The 15884-nt window shown below is 51.8% G+C and carries 15 protein-coding genes; 7 read left to right on the forward strand and 8 right to left on the reverse strand.

All coding sequences use genetic code 11. The features are described from left to right. Window positions 1-19 precede the first annotated feature (19 nt). Both VFA_RS08660 and parM read right to left on the reverse strand, forming a co-directional pair. Window positions 20-706: a hypothetical protein gene (locus tag VFA_RS08660; RefSeq protein ID WP_004726337.1), complete on the reverse strand. Its 687-nt coding sequence runs from the start codon at window positions 704-706 to the stop codon at window positions 20-22. Further along, the gene (gene parM / locus VFA_RS08665) at window positions 699-1748 is read right to left on the reverse strand and encodes a plasmid segregation protein ParM domain-containing protein (protein WP_014205321.1); all 1050 of its coding nucleotides are present in this window, start codon (window positions 1746-1748) and stop codon (window positions 699-701) included. The genes VFA_RS08660 and parM overlap by 8 nt, the downstream gene beginning before the upstream one ends. A 388-nt stretch (window positions 1749-2136) precedes the next feature. On the opposite strand from parM, the gene metR reads away from it, so the two are divergent. Next, on the forward strand, window positions 2137-3048 hold the full coding sequence (metR, locus tag VFA_RS08670) for an HTH-type transcriptional regulator MetR (protein ID WP_004726339.1): 912 nt from the start codon (window positions 2137-2139) through the stop codon (window positions 3046-3048). Window positions 3049-3100: 52 nt separating this feature from the next. On the opposite strand, the gene VFA_RS08675 is transcribed toward metR, so the two are convergent. Together VFA_RS08675 and VFA_RS08680 are read right to left on the reverse strand one after the other, a co-directional pair. Then, window positions 3101-3301: a DUF4250 domain-containing protein gene (locus VFA_RS08675; RefSeq protein WP_004726340.1), complete on the reverse strand. Its 201-nt coding sequence runs from the start codon at window positions 3299-3301 to the stop codon at window positions 3101-3103. Between the two features lie 129 nt (window positions 3302-3430). Then, window positions 3431-4111 (reverse strand): hypothetical protein, encoded by a 681-nt coding sequence (locus VFA_RS08680; protein WP_004726341.1) that lies wholly within the window; start codon window positions 4109-4111, stop codon window positions 3431-3433. Window positions 4112-4352: 241 nt separating this feature from the next. Here VFA_RS08680 and VFA_RS08685 point away from each other — a divergent pair, with 241 nt between their 5' ends. Further along, a complete protein-coding gene (locus tag VFA_RS08685) occupies window positions 4353-7106 on the forward strand; it encodes a M16 family metallopeptidase (protein ID WP_038151282.1) in 2754 nt (917 codons plus the stop codon). A gap of 62 nt (window positions 7107-7168) precedes the next feature. Here VFA_RS08685 and VFA_RS08690 read toward each other — a convergent pair whose 3' ends face one another. Next, a complete protein-coding gene (locus VFA_RS08690; protein ID WP_004726343.1) occupies window positions 7169-7357 on the reverse strand; it encodes a hypothetical protein in 189 nt (62 codons plus the stop codon). Window positions 7358-7397: 40 nt separating this feature from the next. After that, a complete protein-coding gene (locus VFA_RS08695; protein WP_004726344.1) occupies window positions 7398-8000 on the reverse strand; it encodes a glutathione S-transferase in 603 nt (200 codons plus the stop codon). 346 nt (window positions 8001-8346) lie between these two features. Here VFA_RS08695 and VFA_RS08700 point away from each other — a divergent pair, with 346 nt between their 5' ends. Further along, window positions 8347-9882 carry an EAL domain-containing protein gene (locus tag VFA_RS08700; RefSeq protein ID WP_004726345.1) on the forward strand — a complete coding sequence of 512 codons (1536 nt, stop codon included), beginning with the start codon at window positions 8347-8349 and terminating at the stop codon, window positions 9880-9882. A 42-nt stretch (window positions 9883-9924) separates the two neighbouring features. On the opposite strand, the gene VFA_RS08705 is transcribed toward VFA_RS08700, so the two are convergent. Then, window positions 9925-11574, reverse strand: a complete 1650-nt coding sequence (locus tag VFA_RS08705) for a methyl-accepting chemotaxis protein (protein ID WP_004726346.1) — start codon at window positions 11572-11574, stop codon at window positions 9925-9927. Between the two features lie 379 nt (window positions 11575-11953). Continuing rightward, window positions 11954-12133 carry a hypothetical protein gene (locus VFA_RS23155; RefSeq protein WP_004726347.1) on the reverse strand — a complete coding sequence of 60 codons (180 nt, stop codon included), beginning with the start codon at window positions 12131-12133 and terminating at the stop codon, window positions 11954-11956. Between the two features lie 156 nt (window positions 12134-12289). Here VFA_RS23155 and VFA_RS08715 point away from each other — a divergent pair, with 156 nt between their 5' ends. From VFA_RS08715 to VFA_RS08730, 4 genes are all read left to right on the forward strand, one after another. After that, window positions 12290-12496 (forward strand): nuclear transport factor 2 family protein, encoded by a 207-nt coding sequence (locus tag VFA_RS08715; RefSeq protein ID WP_038151285.1) that lies wholly within the window; start codon window positions 12290-12292, stop codon window positions 12494-12496. 162 nt (window positions 12497-12658) lie between these two features. After that, on the forward strand, window positions 12659-13081 hold the full coding sequence (locus tag VFA_RS08720; protein ID WP_004726349.1) for a VOC family protein: 423 nt from the start codon (window positions 12659-12661) through the stop codon (window positions 13079-13081). A gap of 230 nt (window positions 13082-13311) precedes the next feature. Then, window positions 13312-13887 carry an NADPH-dependent FMN reductase gene (locus tag VFA_RS08725; protein WP_004726350.1) on the forward strand — a complete coding sequence of 192 codons (576 nt, stop codon included), beginning with the start codon at window positions 13312-13314 and terminating at the stop codon, window positions 13885-13887. Window positions 13888-14137: 250 nt separating this feature from the next. Beyond that, window positions 14138-15733 carry an ABC-F family ATPase gene (locus tag VFA_RS08730; protein WP_004726351.1) on the forward strand — a complete coding sequence of 532 codons (1596 nt, stop codon included), beginning with the start codon at window positions 14138-14140 and terminating at the stop codon, window positions 15731-15733. The last annotated feature ends 151 nt before the right edge of the window (window positions 15734-15884 follow it).

Consider the following 15884-nt stretch of genomic DNA (forward strand, 5'->3'; position numbering starts at 1 on the left):
GATATCGCTGGTTTTTTCTTTAGAACACGCCTTTTTGGCGAATCTTTTGCACCCGCTCTAATCGAGCTTCTACCGGTTCAGCACTGGCATCATTGGAGCTTTCCTGCCCCACCACGGCGCCTTGTTTTAAGCTGCCGATCAACTGGTTAATGAGCTGACTTTGTTTGACGATCAGGCGTTTGAGTTCCTGCACCTGCTCACCTTCTGCCGAGCTTGCCGGGGTGGTATGCGAGGTCAGCGTCTCTTCCAATCGCTGTACCTGAGCCAGCACGCTAGCCACGCTGTCGGACATCGCAGACGCATCCGATGGCGCTGCCGCGCTGAGCTGCGCCTGCACCGATGCGGCCACTTTATCCGCCAACGTTTGACACATCACCTCATCCAGCCCCGCAGCCGACTGCGGTTCGATTTGATGCAACTTGAGCATATCGAGCAGGGACTGCGTGTTGATCGACTCTGTCGACAACGCCGATGCCAAGCTCATCGCCAATTCCGGTTTCAGGCTGTGCAGGTACAACCCGCTCAAATAGATGTGCTTGTGAATGTGCACCAGTTGATGCAACTCCATGGCTGCCGTGGCATCGGCAGCCAGTTCCTGACGCTTCTTCGACCAACCCAACATGGTGTTGAAGGCGAAGTTATCCGCGCTGGATTGTTTGGGATCCAGATAGAGAGCAAAAGAGACGCGCTTAAAGCGGTTACTCATCGCTCATCTCCTCGGCCAGCGGCAGATCGCTCATCTCGGTTTCCGGTTGGTCCGCATGATACAAGCAGATCTCCTGTGCCAGTGCTGACTGAGCGTTTTCAATCAGAATCACTCGCTCACCCAGTGACGGATACGCCGCACACACCGCCGGATAAATCAGTGACGCACCGCCCCCCACCAAGTAGATGCGATTCGGGTTTTTGGCGAATTTCTTCGCTTCAGTCACAACTTGCTTGCCCAGCTCATGGATCTTGGCTTCCATTTTTTCGCGCACCATGTCGATTTGCGCTTCGTCATTGATCACTTCCGACACAAATTCATCGTCATTGCGACGGCGGATCAATTCATTCGCCACCAAGTAGCTCGAATCGCTATCGGCGAACGCCAATGCTTTGCGCACAGTGTTGGTCACCATCGACACACCGATTTCATTGTTGCCGTAAACCGCCGAGACTTCGTCAAATTCCCCCACCACGATGCCCATGTCTAAGGTGGTACCGCCAAGGTCAATCACCAGCGAGCGCGTGAATTCATTGCAGTTGGAGTTCACCAGCGTCGACAGCACCGCAGGCAAGCTTTCCGGCATCACCTCCACGTCCACAATGTCAAAGGTCTGGCCTTTGTTGAGGGTGATTTGGCGCATCAAATTGTGGCGCTTACGTGCGATGTTCTTTTCGTTCTTCTGGCAATCTTCAAATCGGTAATATTCGGTGATCGGCAAGGTCACCACCAACGCCACCGGGCAAGGTTCAATGCCGGTTTGCAGCAACGCGTGATGGACGGCCAGCAGGTTCAAATCGTCGTATTGATAGTCGACGTGCGTGGTTTCCAACGCTTTATCCGACGTGGCATCGTAGGTGTACTTAAAGCCATCGATGGTGTAGTTGTAGACTTGTTTGTCCTTTCTTAAGGCCGCACTTTTCCAATCTTTGCGAAAGGAATTGGGCGAGACTAGGCTCCTAATCTTACCGCCATCCAACCAGCTCACTTTGACGTTTGTGGAACCATCATCGACGGCGAATTTCATTAAAGCTTGAGTCATGTAAATCTAAACCTACTAAGAAAGATGATTAAAATAGAGCCGCGGATCATATCTCAGTCTGGGTCAGTCCCCTAACTTCCCTCACAACAATAAAAACAATACTATCAAAATAACCAATTGTTATTTATAAACAAATAATCTCTCAGTAACGGACTGACATCACGACCGGAATTGCCCTACAGCGAATGTACGCCGCGAAAAACGGCTTCGTCTCTTCGCCCTCGCAAATCCAACACCGCTCGCCGACTCGACGCGAAACGATCAACAGAACACCGAATCGATGCCATTGCATTCTCAACAAATAGACGTCTAGATGTTTACAGCTCCAAAAAATCGGCGTAGTTTAAATAAAAATTCATGTTGATCTAGGGAAAGATGAGGAGAACTCATGATCGAGCTCAAACACTTACGCACGTTAGTTTCACTGCGCGACACCGGTTCGCTGACCGCCACCGCCACCGCATTGCACTTGACTCAGTCAGCACTCTCCCATCAGATCAAAGATTTAGAAGCGCGAATTGGCGGGCAACTGTTTTTGCGTAAAACCCGTCCGGTGCGTTTTACCTCGGAAGGTGAGATCTTGCTGAAACTGGCGGATGACATTTTGCCAAAGCTTGCCAAAGCAGAGAACGAACTGGCCAGCCTCAAAGAAGATGTGAATGGCCGCTTGCACATGGCCATTGAGTGCCACTCCTGTTTTCAGTGGCTGATGCCCGCTCTGCGGGAATACCAAATTTCCTGGCCAAGTGTGGCGCTGGATTTTTCTTCAGGGTTCGGCTTTGAGCCCCTACCGGCCTTGCTGGCAGGTGAGCTGGATTTGGTGATCACCTCCGACATTTTGCCGCGCTCTGAAGTGCACTATGAACCGCTATTCGATTTTGAGATGCGCCTGATCACCGCGACCAATCACCCCTTGGCCGAAAAAGCCGTGATTGCGCCGCAGGATTTGGCGGATCAAACCATGTTGAGTTATCCGGTGCAGAAACAGCGCCTCGATGTGGTCAAACACTTCCTGCAACCCGCAGGCGTTGAACCCGCGAAATGGAAACAAGCAGACAATACCTTGATGTTGGTGCAAATGGTGTCGGCGGGGCTCGGTGTGGCCGCTCTGCCAAACTGGGCCATCAGTGAATTCTCCCGTCAGGGACTCATCACCAGCAAACCGTTGGGGAAAGGATTATGGCGCCGCCTGTTTGCGGCAACCCGCAACAGCGAAAAAGACAAACGCTACTTGCAAGCCTTCTTCGCCACAGCGCGCCAACAATGCAAAAGCCACCTCGATGGCATCAAGATGGCTTAAGCGTTGAATGAACAAAATGGGTTAATCAAATGACGGGATTGAACGCTTTCGTTTAGCGTTCAACCGCTTTGAACTGGTTGGTCAGCGGGTCATAGCGGAAGCCCAGCCCGCTTAGCTTATCGACCACATTGTTCATGTCCATTTCGTAAGTGGTCACCAGCTCATCAAAGCTGTCGCATTCCAAACGCAATTTCTCGTTCACAATCCCCAGCAAAATGACACTGTCTAATTTACCGACGTTACTCAGATCCATCTTGGTGCTCCTGTTTCGAAACGCTTTCTCTAAGCTTAGTTCGAAATTTGCCGTAGAACCGTGATTTTGCTCTAGGCAAAGAAAAACGGCGCAAGCGCCGTTTTATCAGGTAGGAAATCACCAAATGGATCACATCAGATACAAGCCGTGAAACCCCGTGGCCGCCACCAGCATCAAGAGCTGCGCAACGGTCAATTGCACTTTACTCACCGGTTTCGACATCATGATGTGCCAGCTCCACACAATAATCGCGGTCACCATCAGCGCAAAGCTGATCAACAGTGGTTGTGTCAGCGTCGCCAGCACCTCAGCGTCCACGCGATACGCATACGGCACCACGCACAGCGTGGTTAACATGGCCGACAAAATGCCCACCACCGGCAAAATACGGTGAAACGCTTGCAAGCGCGTGCGCGCAATCGTCAGCAGCAGATGCGCAAACATTGCGCCCAACATCGCCACCATCGCGAAAATCGAGAGCGCTGCTGGCCAGCTTGGCGCTTCTCCCATCAAAATAGCGACATACGCGATCGACAAACCGTTGGCCAGATACAGCACCCACAGCGGCCCTTCATCACGCGTCTTCTTGGTTTGCACCTGCGAATAGAAATAGAACACGGCAGCCACAATCATAAAGGCTTCGATTTTCACCGAAGCGACGGCCAGCCACAGCACTGCGATCGCAGGCAGCACTTTGTGAATCCGGCCACGTTGGCCCGGACAGATCTCCCCTTTCACCAAAACGAGGGTCAGGATGATTTGTGCGCCCAGCAACATCGGCGCAAACACGGAAAGTAATGAATACAGCATAAATCCAACAATCAATGGCGATTAAACTGGCGCGATGATAGCAAACTCCGCCCGCGCATGCCTAGAGTCGGTTGACGCGCGCGGTTGAATGTTCACAATTCATCATTTAAAAACACAAATTGATAACAAACGCCATGCATATTCTTGGGTCGCACGCATTTTTCAATCAAATTGATTTTTGATGTTTAATAAATTCGCTGGATACGTATATAGTGACGCCAAAACAAGAACAGAGGTTGTTATGATATACCGTTATTTGGCAGGAATTTTTGCTCTATTATTAGTAGGTTGTGCTGCTCAGCCCACATCTACCCCCTTCAAACCGAGTCAGGCTTGGGTCTCCCAAACCCTCGACAATGGGCTCACCTATCACCTGCGTCCCGACCAAAACGAAGCGGTGTCGATCCGCTTGTACGTGCACGCGGGATCGTTTCAGGAAACGCTGCGCCAAGCCGGTTACGCACATTATGTGGAACACATGGCCTTCAACGGCAGCGTGCATTACGAACACAACGCCGTGATTGATATGGTGGCGAAAAGTGGTGGCCAGTTTGGGGCTGACCTCAACGCTTACACCAATTACTCGCAAACGGTGTATCAATTGGATTTGCCAGATAATCAGCACATGGATGATGCGCTGCTGTGGATGCGCGACATCGCCGATGGCTTGACGTTTGATCCACAAGAAGTGGAAAAAGAGAAAGGGGTAATTCTGGGCGAGTTTCGTTTTCGTCGTTCAGAGCCGGACATGCTGTATGAGCATTTCACCGAAGGCACCGATTACCTCACCTACGATCCACTCGGCAATCGCAGCAATGTGCAGATGGCGACCGCAGACGGACTTCGTGAGTTCTACCAAACGTGGTATCAGCCGCAACTTACCGAAGTGATCATCACCGGTAACATCACTTTGGAACAAGGCGAGCAATGGGTGCGTCAGTATTTCTCTGACTGGCAGAAAGGCACCACGCCGCGCCCAGCGCGTCCTGCGTTATCACAACAAAATACCAGCGATTTGATTTACACCGCATCACCGGGTGATTCGCCGCGTCTCTCCCTGTTTTACCCGCAGGGTGAAATCCGCATTGCGGATCATGAAGCATTGCTCAACTACCGTTTGAATGAGATCGCCACCCGCTTGATGGAACACCGCTTGCAGAACGCGTTTTACAACGCTGCACTGCCGACGCAAGACTTGGCGGCGTTCAGCTACAATACCGACGACCTGCGCTACACCGAGTTGACGATTGCGTTTCCGGTCGAGCAGCGCGCGGCATCGCAATCGCTGTTTCTCAACACGCTGGCCTCGCTGCGTGATCACGGCGCCACCCCGCAAGAGCTGGAAATGGTATTGCAAAGCTACCGTGACGATCTGGAAAACTTCGATTGGTATCGTTCGCAACTAACGTCAAACACCTTGGCCGATGACCGTGTGTATGCCATCAGCTACGACGAAGTTCTGCCATCGGATTTGGAGTACAAAAAGGCACTGAAAGCCCTACTTTCCGCCGCCACGCTCACACGCGTCAATCAGCATCTCAACGCATTTTTGCAAGTGGATCCGATGATTGAGCTTGTCGCCGCCGAGAGCGAAGATCTCAACGCGTTGCAGCGTTCAACCGACCATTTACGTCACACACTCAATCAGCCGGGTATCAGCCAGCGCATCAGCCAAGTGGAAACGCCATTTCTGCCACCTGCTGCGCCAGGAGACATCCTCCGGAGCCAAAGCTTCGATGACCAACCGGAGTTAACCCAGTGGACACTCTCCAACGGCGTTGAGGTTTACTACTTGCGCAGTGAGCATGCCGGTGACGACGTTTACCTTCATTACAGCAGCATCGGCGGCGCCGTGGCTCTGCCGCGTGCGCTTTATCCGGCGGGCCAATTGGCTGTGAATGTCGCCAGCCGCAGCGGTTTGGGCCAATTGTCTAATGTGCAACTCAACAACTACCTCAAAGAGAAAAACATCTACTTCGCGCCCTACATTGATCTCACCTCGCACGGCGTGATGATGCGGGCCAATCAGAAGAACATGGAAGCGCTCTTTGCACTGCTGAATCAAATGACGCGTGACATTCGTGTCGATGACAACCAACTGGCTTCAATTCAATCTGAGACTGTGCAAGCGATTGATGAAGGCCAAGCGTCATCGGACGGTCAATTGGGTCAGGCGATCAACCACGCCACTTACATCGAAGATTCGGTCCATTGGTTGTTTGATAAAGCTGACTACCAACAAGTCACGCGCGATCAGATTTATCAGGTGCATCACGAACTGTTTCAAAAGCAGCGCAATAACACGCTCGTGATTGTGGCCAACACATCGCCGCTGGGGCTACAAGCCTTGCTGCGCCAATACGTGGCCAATTTGGCCTTCGACAAGGGCAACACCCCTGATTTTCAGGTTGCCTATCGCCAGCCGATCCAACCTCGCATTGAACTGCCGGTCAACACCAAGCCAAACACGCAGTACTACATCCGCATCGTGGCGCCCATCAGCACACCGGATGCCAAAACCGTGTTTATGGATGATTTGTTAACGCGCATTGCCAACCACCGTTTGACGGCCGTGGTGCGTGAACATCAGAGCCTAGATTACTCACCGTTTGCGTTGGCATTGAACATGGACAGTGAACGCAGCGTGGATTGGATGTTGGGCGCGGTGGTTGAACCGGAAGATGCTCAAAAAGTGGAAGCGGCGTTTGATGAGGTGGTCAGCAGCATGGCGACCTCAATCAGCGCTGAAGAAACGCAGGTGGTGGCGAAACAGTTGTTGACCGACCTCAACAACATGAAGAAGAACGCGTCAAGCATGGCTTGGTACATCAATCGCTACGTGATTCATCACTTTGGTCTGGAAGCGGCATTGAATATGGAAGCGACCCTGCGCAGCATCAGCGCAGACGACCTGACACAGCGCGCGCGCCAGATCTTTGGCGAATCATCCATGAAACAAAAGATCCTAATGACGCCAATGCCAGAAACGCACTAAACGCAGAACGAGACGTCATAAAAAAGCGGTGTTAAACACCGCTTTTTTCGTTTTCATCTCCGTTAATAGCGTCCCATACCATGGAACATGCCACCAAAAATCGCCCCCAAGATCGTAAAAAGAACGCCGAGAATGATCATCGCAGGGATCGACGCAATGGCAAATTTGACCATAAAAATCACCATCGACATAAACGGCATTTTAATGTCGACTACCGTCACTTCTTGTTTGTTGTTATCCATATCAGACATCAGTTTCTCCTAGCACAACGTGAATTATTTTTGCGGCCACCTATTTGGCATCTTCCCAACGCAATGCTTCAACCACCGCATCTTTGGTTAGCGGCCATTCGAGCAAACTTTGTTGGTACTCACCCGCCTTCCCTTCTAGCGCCACGCCGTAGCTTTGCAGGCGAAACGCCAACACCGCATAAAACGTATCCACCACGCCCGCCTCTTCAAACATAAACGGCAGTTGCGCCTGAGCAAACACCGCAGTCGCACGGGCAATGTCAGCTTCCAGCTCCGGCGTCGGCTCGGTGAGGGGCTCAACCGGTTCGAGGCTAAACGGGCACAAGCGACGCAACGCCATAAACCCCGAGTGCATTTCAGCGCACAAACTGCGTGCGACCGCCCGTTGCAGTGCATCACGCGGATAGAGCGCGCCATCAGCCAGCTCATTGAAGTATTCGGCAATCGCCAAGGAGTCGTGAATCACAGCACCATCCACAGTCAACGCCGGTACTAATCCAGACGGTGACTGCACCGAAAGCTGCTTTTTGTAATCCGAGCCCGACAAATCGATCACGCTCACATCCAGCTCAACCTTTGCCAAACGGCTGCACATCCACGCGCGCAGCGACCATGTTGACCCCGTACCCACTAACATTTCCATTTGATTTCCTTATGTTCTGGTCAATTTCCACTCACTCAACATACGAGATAAATGGCTTAAAATCCATCGCTTCGCGCTCACCCATCCGCGTCATCGCCATCGCGATTGATTACGATTTACAACGCAGCCATAACGCGCGATGATGCTACGCAGTTTTTAATTCGTTTTGATGACGTTATCGATTGAACCGAGAGAAGATTCGTCATGAAGATGACCTCGACAGACTTTACTTCGATCACACTTTTTGTGATGAGCGCGCTCTGTAGCACGGAGAACGCACGGAATCAGTTACAGTATGAGTACTTGGGTTGTTTTTCGCGTCCACGCTGTTAAGGAATGAAAAATTTTGTTCAACACGTCTTCAACCAATTATCGCCAGTCCCGATTACACAAAGCGCGTTGGTACACGGGCCTGCTGTTTATCGTTTTGGCGCTCAGTTCGGTGCTGCTGGCTTATCAGTTGGTGGCGCGCCAAATTGCAGTGCAGGCACGAGACGAAGCGACCAATGTGTTGGAGCAACTGGATCATCTGTTTAGCCAACTCGATAGTGCAACGCAACATTTGGTGCCCAACCTCAACGATTCGTGCCAATCGCTCAAGCCGTTGTTGATGGAAGAAATCTTAAAGATCCCCGGCGGCCTCACAGCGACCAAACCGCTCCATCTTGGTTACTGCAATTCACTACGCGGTTTTATGGATCGACTGCCGGTAACCGTGAACGGCCCCTCCGTCAGCCTTGATACCGGCGTGATTGAACCCGTGTCAGTGTACTATCGCAGCCAATCCTTGGTGTATGAGCTGTCGATGAACTACTTTCTGTATCAGCTCAAAATCAACCCCGAATTTATTAAACCGACCCTGCTGCTGGCCGACAAAGAACTCACCACCGGCTACTCGCAATCGCGCCTGATCAAAGGCGAACTCTTCCCCTCGCCCAAATACAATTACGCCATGCGCATTCAGTATGATCAAACCATGTATTTTTGGGAACTGTTGCAGCGCGTGGTGTATTACTTGGTGATTCCGTTCACGCTCTATCTGTTTGCTTGCTATCAGTTTTATCGCTTTCTCTGTCAACCAGACCGCTTGGCGAGTGAGCTCGCGCGCGGCTTGGCCCACCAGCAATTTAAACCGTATATTCAGCCGATTTTTGATTGTGGCGGCAGCTTAGTTGGCGGTGAAATATTGGTGCGCTGGCATCACCCCACCCGCGGTGTCATTGGCCCGTATGAATTTATTTCCATTCTTGAACGCGGCGGTTTATCCCACAGACTGACCGAGTCATTGATGGAACAAACCGCCTTGCAACTGGCACCGTACACCAAAGCGCTGCCGGATGGCTTTCACCTCTCGTTTAACATCAGTGCCGAGCAGCTCACCGACAGTAAAATTGTCCAATGCTGTCACCGTTTTCGTCAGGTGGTGGACACGCACCACATGCAGCTCATTTTGGAGCTGACTGAACGCGAACAGGCGATTGAAGCGGTGGAGTTGATGGACACCTATCAAGCCTTGAAAGCCGAGAACGTGCTGATTTCCATTGATGATTTTGGCACCGGCCATTCGAGCCTGATCTACTTTCAAATGTTTAAAGCCGACTACCTGAAGATTGATAAGAGCTTTGTCGATTTAATTGGCGAGAATGAACTGTCGAATCACATCGTAAACAACGTGCTCGATCTAGCGCGTCGCTTAAACATTCCGACGGTCGCCGAAGGGGTTGAACGCCCAGAGCAGTTGCAATACCTGACCGTACACGGCGTTGATTTTTTCCAGGGGTATCTGTTTAGCACGCCCATCACCTTGGATGATTTTATTGAAGATTACTGCCAGCCCGACTCCTTCGCTTCGGCAAAACGTTTCCCTGATTTTGAGATTTAAAAAAAGGCGCATCATGCGCCTTTTTGCTGGGTTCATACGCCATTAGACTAAGCGAAATTGCCCGACCAGTTTGTCCAACTGCGACGACAGTTTCTGCAGGCTCGCGCTGGATTGATTGAGCTGACCCGCAATGTCCGTGGTTTGCATCGTCAGTTGGTTGATGTCTTCCACGTTGCGGTTAATGTCTTCCACCACACTGGCCTGCTCTTCTGTGGCGGTTGCCACCTGAATATTCTGATCACTGATTTGATCAATATGTCCGTTGATTTGCTCGAGTGAATCATTGGCTTTGTTGGCGTACTCGACCACCTGCACGCTTTTTTCTCGGCCTTTTTCCATCACGGTCACAGCCCGTTTCGATTCCGCCTGCAATTTGTCGATCACTTCTTGAATCTCTTCCGTCGATGCCGCCGAACGGCTCGCCAGCGTGCGCACTTCGTCAGCAACCACCGCAAAACCGCGCCCTTGCTCACCGGCACGCGCCGCTTCAATCGCCGCATTCAGCGCCAGCAAATTGGTTTGGTCAGAAATACTGCGAATGGTATCGAGCGTTGAACTGATCGCATTGATTTGACTCGCCAGCGCTTCGACCACGCCGGTGGCTTGTTGCAGCTCATTCGACAGCTCAGTAATACGCAGCTGCGCTTGGTTCACCACGTCACGACCATCTGCCGAGCGATGGGTCGCTTCACGCGCCACTTCCGCCGCTTGCGCAGCGTTTGAGGCAATTTCGTTTACCGTCGCGCCCAACTCATGAATGGCGGTAGCGACTTGCACGGTGCGATCTCGCTGCGCAACGCAGTTATTTTGCGTATGATGCGCCTGATCCGCCACGTTATCCGACATGGTGGCCAAGTCACGTGCGCTCTTCGCCACTTGGTCAATCGAGGCGTGTACTTTCTCAATAAACTGGTTAAAGCTCACACCAATGTCAGTCAGCTCATCCTTACCGTCCATGTTGATGCGCGTATTGAGCGACAAATTTTTCGCCGCCTCGCCGATGGTTTCGCGCAGAAACGTGACGCGGTTACGCAGGTTGGCCACGATGAACCAAGAGGTCAAAATCGAAATCACAATCGACCCGATGATGATCATGATGCTGCTGTTCTGCCCAGCTTTAAAGCTGATCACACTGTTGTCGTTGCGGCGTTCCGCCTGAGCCAACAGCGCATCCAAAATATCATTAGCCCCTTTACGCATCACACCGTAAGTCTTGGCGTATTGATCGCGATAAATGCGTTGTGCGCTGGCCATATCGCCGCGATCAAACGCGTCCAACATGGGATTGAGATCGGTTTTCACCATGGTTTCGAATTGATCGAGCAACCGCTGCGCCTGCTGTTTCATTTCGGGATTGAGCTGTGCTTCCACCGCCATTTTCATGGTTTGACGCATTTCGGGAATATCTTCGTTGCGCGCTTCCTGCACGCGGGTTTTCACCCCTTTTTCATCACGCAGCGGCGTCTCTTGCAGCAGCATCATGTCGATGCCTACCCGCATACGTGGAATGCGTGAAGCCGCTTCGGCCATCGCGCGCAGCGGGGCTGCGGTATTGAGGTACAATTTCTGCGATTGAAACTGCATGCTCGACATCGTATTGAGGCTGGTCAATCCGGTGAACACCAACGCGAGGCACGGAATGGCCACCGCGACGATGAGCCGGGTTTTCAGGGTCAGGTTATTGATGAACATAGTGCGTTCCTTTTGTGCAGGCTGATTTTTTTGCTCATCCTCAAATGCAGGAGATGGCTGTTATGGATTGTCTAGGCGACCCGATTGAATCAACGCTTGAGTTCAATCCCGTGAACGAAATAACATTGATTCAAACTGAGAGAGCGGTTCCAACACCCCATGAAAACATGGGCATGACCGACAATCGAGGCAGCGACACACCTGACCAGCAGATGGCCTGCCAACCTTTCAAGAATAGACCTGAGTGAGCGTCACGTCGCCCCGACGCAAAAAAACGCGCAGCAAACGTGAGCTAGAGAAGATTTTAGCGGTCGTAACCTTCGCCTTATGGGGGCGGCATGGGCCTAAATAGCGCGTCCAACTGGCGTGAACGCGTGGTTCATCGACCTGATTCTGAGGATGGCTCGGACGCCTGCGCCTCTCGTTTCGGTTTACGAGGCATAAAGAAGCCACACGCAACACGCTTAGCTTGCGTGGGTTGTTCCCAAGCACCACACATATCCTGCGGATTATTGGCCGTGCGGGTAAACTGACGGCATTGACCACAATATTCACTCATCCTTGATTCTCCTGATTCGATGTCCAAGTGCGGCGATGCGCCACCCAACGTGGCCATCGCTTATCCGCACACCCTTTGATATAGCACGCTGCCCACGCAACGATCTTGTTCTGCATCAGGGATTTAGCAGTTGTGCCGACGGGGGGGTACACTCGCATGCCATCGTTTCAGAAGGGACTTCCTAAAGATGAGAACCACGCACACGGCAGTTGCTACTTATTGGACTTCGTGACCGACAGAGCCGCCTCGCAACATCCATTCTTGCTGTTGGGCCATTACGTCGATCACTATGTGCGCATCCACGGAGAATGGCGCATTGCCCACACCGCGTTGGATGTCGTGTGGCCGCAAGAATCTCATTAATTTGTTTCACGTGCGCTCATCGCTTGCTGCATCAAGCGAACATCCCCTATCGATGCGCGGTGAGGAATACAGCAAACGCGTGACTTTCCAGTGTGTTTTGGGGCGATTTCAGTTAAGGTGTGGCACCGAAAATCCCACCGCTTAACCCCATAAGGGAATCGCATGAAACAATCGATTATTCACATCAGCTTAGTGGTTCGTGATTACGACGAAGCACTGGATTTCTACCTCAATAAGCTCAAGTTCGAATTGGTGGAGGATACCTATCAACCGGAACAAGACAAACGTTGGGTCGTGGTGTCGCCTCCGGGTTCACAAGGTGCCACGTTGCTGCTGGCCAAAGCGTCGAAACCAGAGCAGCTGCCTTCGATCGGCAACCAAACTGGCGGGCGCGTTTTTCTGTTCCTCAATACCGATGACTTCTGGCGCGATTACCATCGCATGGTCGAAGATGGCATTCAGTTCGTTCGCCCTCCGATGGAAGCCGACTACGGCACCGTGGCGGTGTTTGAAGATTTGTACGGGAATCTATGGGACCTGCTGCAAATGAACGACACGCATCCGATGGCGAAACGTTCTCACTGATTGAAGCGCGTATCGCGACTTACCCATTTGCGCCCTGCGTAAATGGAGAGAGTGCTCGTCCTACACTAGACTTACTCCCGATACTCCGTATTTGTCACGGTTAACCTTACAGGCAACCCGGCGCCATGATGCGGAGTGCAGACTTGTTGTTCCATCGTCTCATCGCCGCAGTCACATCACATCAGTCACTTCGCACCGGTGTGCAGTGACTGTGGCTATCAGGAGTTCCTATGACCCAATACAAAATCGGCTATTTCGTCGGGAGTTTGTCGTCGACCTCCATCAATCGCAAACTGGCGCATGCACTCGCCAAGTTGGCGCCCCCCGAGCTCGACTTGGTGGAAATTCCCATCAAAGATTTGCCGTTATATAGCCAAGATTACGATGCCAATTATCCAGACGTGGCCCAAGCCTTCAAACAGGCGATTGCCGATTGCGACGGCTTATTGTTTGTGACCCCCGAGTTCAACCGCTCGATTCCCGGATGCTTGAAAAATGCCATCGACTGGGCAAGCCGCCCGTGGGGGCAAAACTCATTTGCCAGCAAACCTTCCGGCGTTATCGGCACCTCGCCCGGCGCGATTGGCACCGCCGTAGCTCAAAGCCAGCTGCGCAGCGTGCTCTGTTTTTGCAATTCTCCGTTGATGAATACCGTTGAAGCCTATCTGCAATATCACGATGGCATGATCGACGACGATGACAATGTCACCACCGAGCGAACCAAAGCGTTTTTGGAAAACTACATGAACGAACTGCACCAATTTGTGGTGCGCGTGCTCACGGTGTTGCCTCGCCAAAAGGGATAGCAAAATCACCGCCCATCCCCAATGCGTGAACGTAATCACCATCGAGCTTGCAGGCCGATTCACGTTAAGTTGAACGATCGTGGGTGATGTTAATCACAAAAACTGTTATCATGCGCGGCTTTGAAAGTTGGCCTCGGCCAACTTTTTACTTATTGACGATGCCCACTCGACCTTGAAGCCATGCCGACTGCCCCGCAGCCGCAGGATCACTTCACGTCGGAACGGGCAGACCAACAACTTGGAATGCCTTGTGTTAACGACTGCAAACATCACCATGCAATTTGGCGATAAGCCATTGTTTGAAAACATCTCGATTAAATTTGGTAATGGCAACCGTTACGGCCTGATTGGTGCCAACGGTTGTGGTAAATCCACATTTATGAAAATTCTTAGCGGCGAACTGGAGCCATCAGCAGGCTCGGTTTCAACCGATCCAAACGAGCGCATGGCTAAACTGGGTCAGGATCAGTTCGCGTTTGAAGAGTTCACGGTGGTGGACACAGTGATCATGGGTCACAAAGAGTTGTGGAAGGTCAAAGAAGAACGTGACCGTATTTACGCGCTGCCAGAAATGACCGACGAAGACGGCATGCGTGTTGGCGACTTGGAAACTGAATTCGCAGAAATGGACGGCTACTCCGCCGAAGCGCGCGCGGGTGAACTGTTGCTGGGCTTGGGCATTCCTGAAGCGCAACATTTCGGCCTGATGAGCGAAATCGCACCGGGTCTGAAACTGCGTGTATTGCTGGCACAGGTGCTGTTCGCAGAACCAGAAATCATGCTGCTCGACGAACCAACCAACAACCTGGACATGCACACCATCGCATGGCTGGAGCAAACGTTGCTGGCACGTAACTGCACCATGATCATCATCTCGCACGACCGTCACTTCCTGAACACCGTATGTACCCACATGGCGGATTTGGATTACGGTGAACTGCGTCTGTTCCACGGTAACTACGACGAATACATGATCGCAGCTGAACAAGCGCGTGACCGTCTGCAAGCCGACAACGCGAAGAAGAAAGCTCAAATTGCTGAGCTGCAAACCTTCGTTAGCCGCTTCTCTGCAAACGCATCGAAAGCCAAACAGGCCACTTCTCGTCAGAAACAGCTGGATAAAATCCAACTCGAAGAAGTGAAACCGTCAAGCCGTCAGTCACCATTCATCCGTTTCGATCAGAAGAAAGAGCTGTTCCGTAACGCGCTGGAAGTGGAAGGTTTGAAACAAGGTTACGGCGAAAACATTCTAATCAACAACGTCAACCTGATGGTTGAAGTGGGTGAACGCATCGCGATCATCGGTGAGAACGGTATCGGTAAATCCACCACGCTCAACACGCTGGCAGGTGTGATGGAACCGATGGCGGGCATGATCAAATGGTCTGAAAACAACAACATCGGTTTCTACGCTCAGGATCACGCGCATGATTTCGCAGAAGACATGTCGCTGCTAGATTGGATGAGCCAGTGGAAAAACGAAGGCGAAGACGAGCAAACCGTGCGCGGTATTCTGGGTCGTATGCTGTTCTCACAAAACGACATCAAGAAATCGGTCAAAGTGATTTCGGGTGGTGAGCAAGGTCGTATGCTGTTTGGTAAGCTGATCATGCAAAAACCAAACATCTTGCTGATGGACGAACCAACCAACCACATGGATATGGAATCGATCGAAGCCTTGAACTTGGCGCTGGAAAACTACAAAGGCACGCTGCTGTTTGTATCTCACGACCGTCAGTTCGTCTCATCGATTGCGACACGCATCATCGAAATCACCAAAGATGGTGTGAACGACTTCCACGGCACTTACGATGAGTACCTGGCGAAACAAGGCCTGATTGGCTAATTCGCCACTCGGTTTTAAGCCAAAACGCTTGCTCAAAAGCCATCGCCTTTGCGATGGCTTTTTTATGTGCACCAACCGGTGAGAGCCTTCTCCCCCCAACGCGATATTCAACGCGGACGCCCACTCAACCACGCCGTAAAGTTTTTGGTGA

This window comes from Vibrio furnissii CIP 102972 (assembly GCF_000176175.1).
GTDB lineage: Bacteria > Pseudomonadota > Gammaproteobacteria > Enterobacterales > Vibrionaceae > Vibrio > Vibrio furnissii.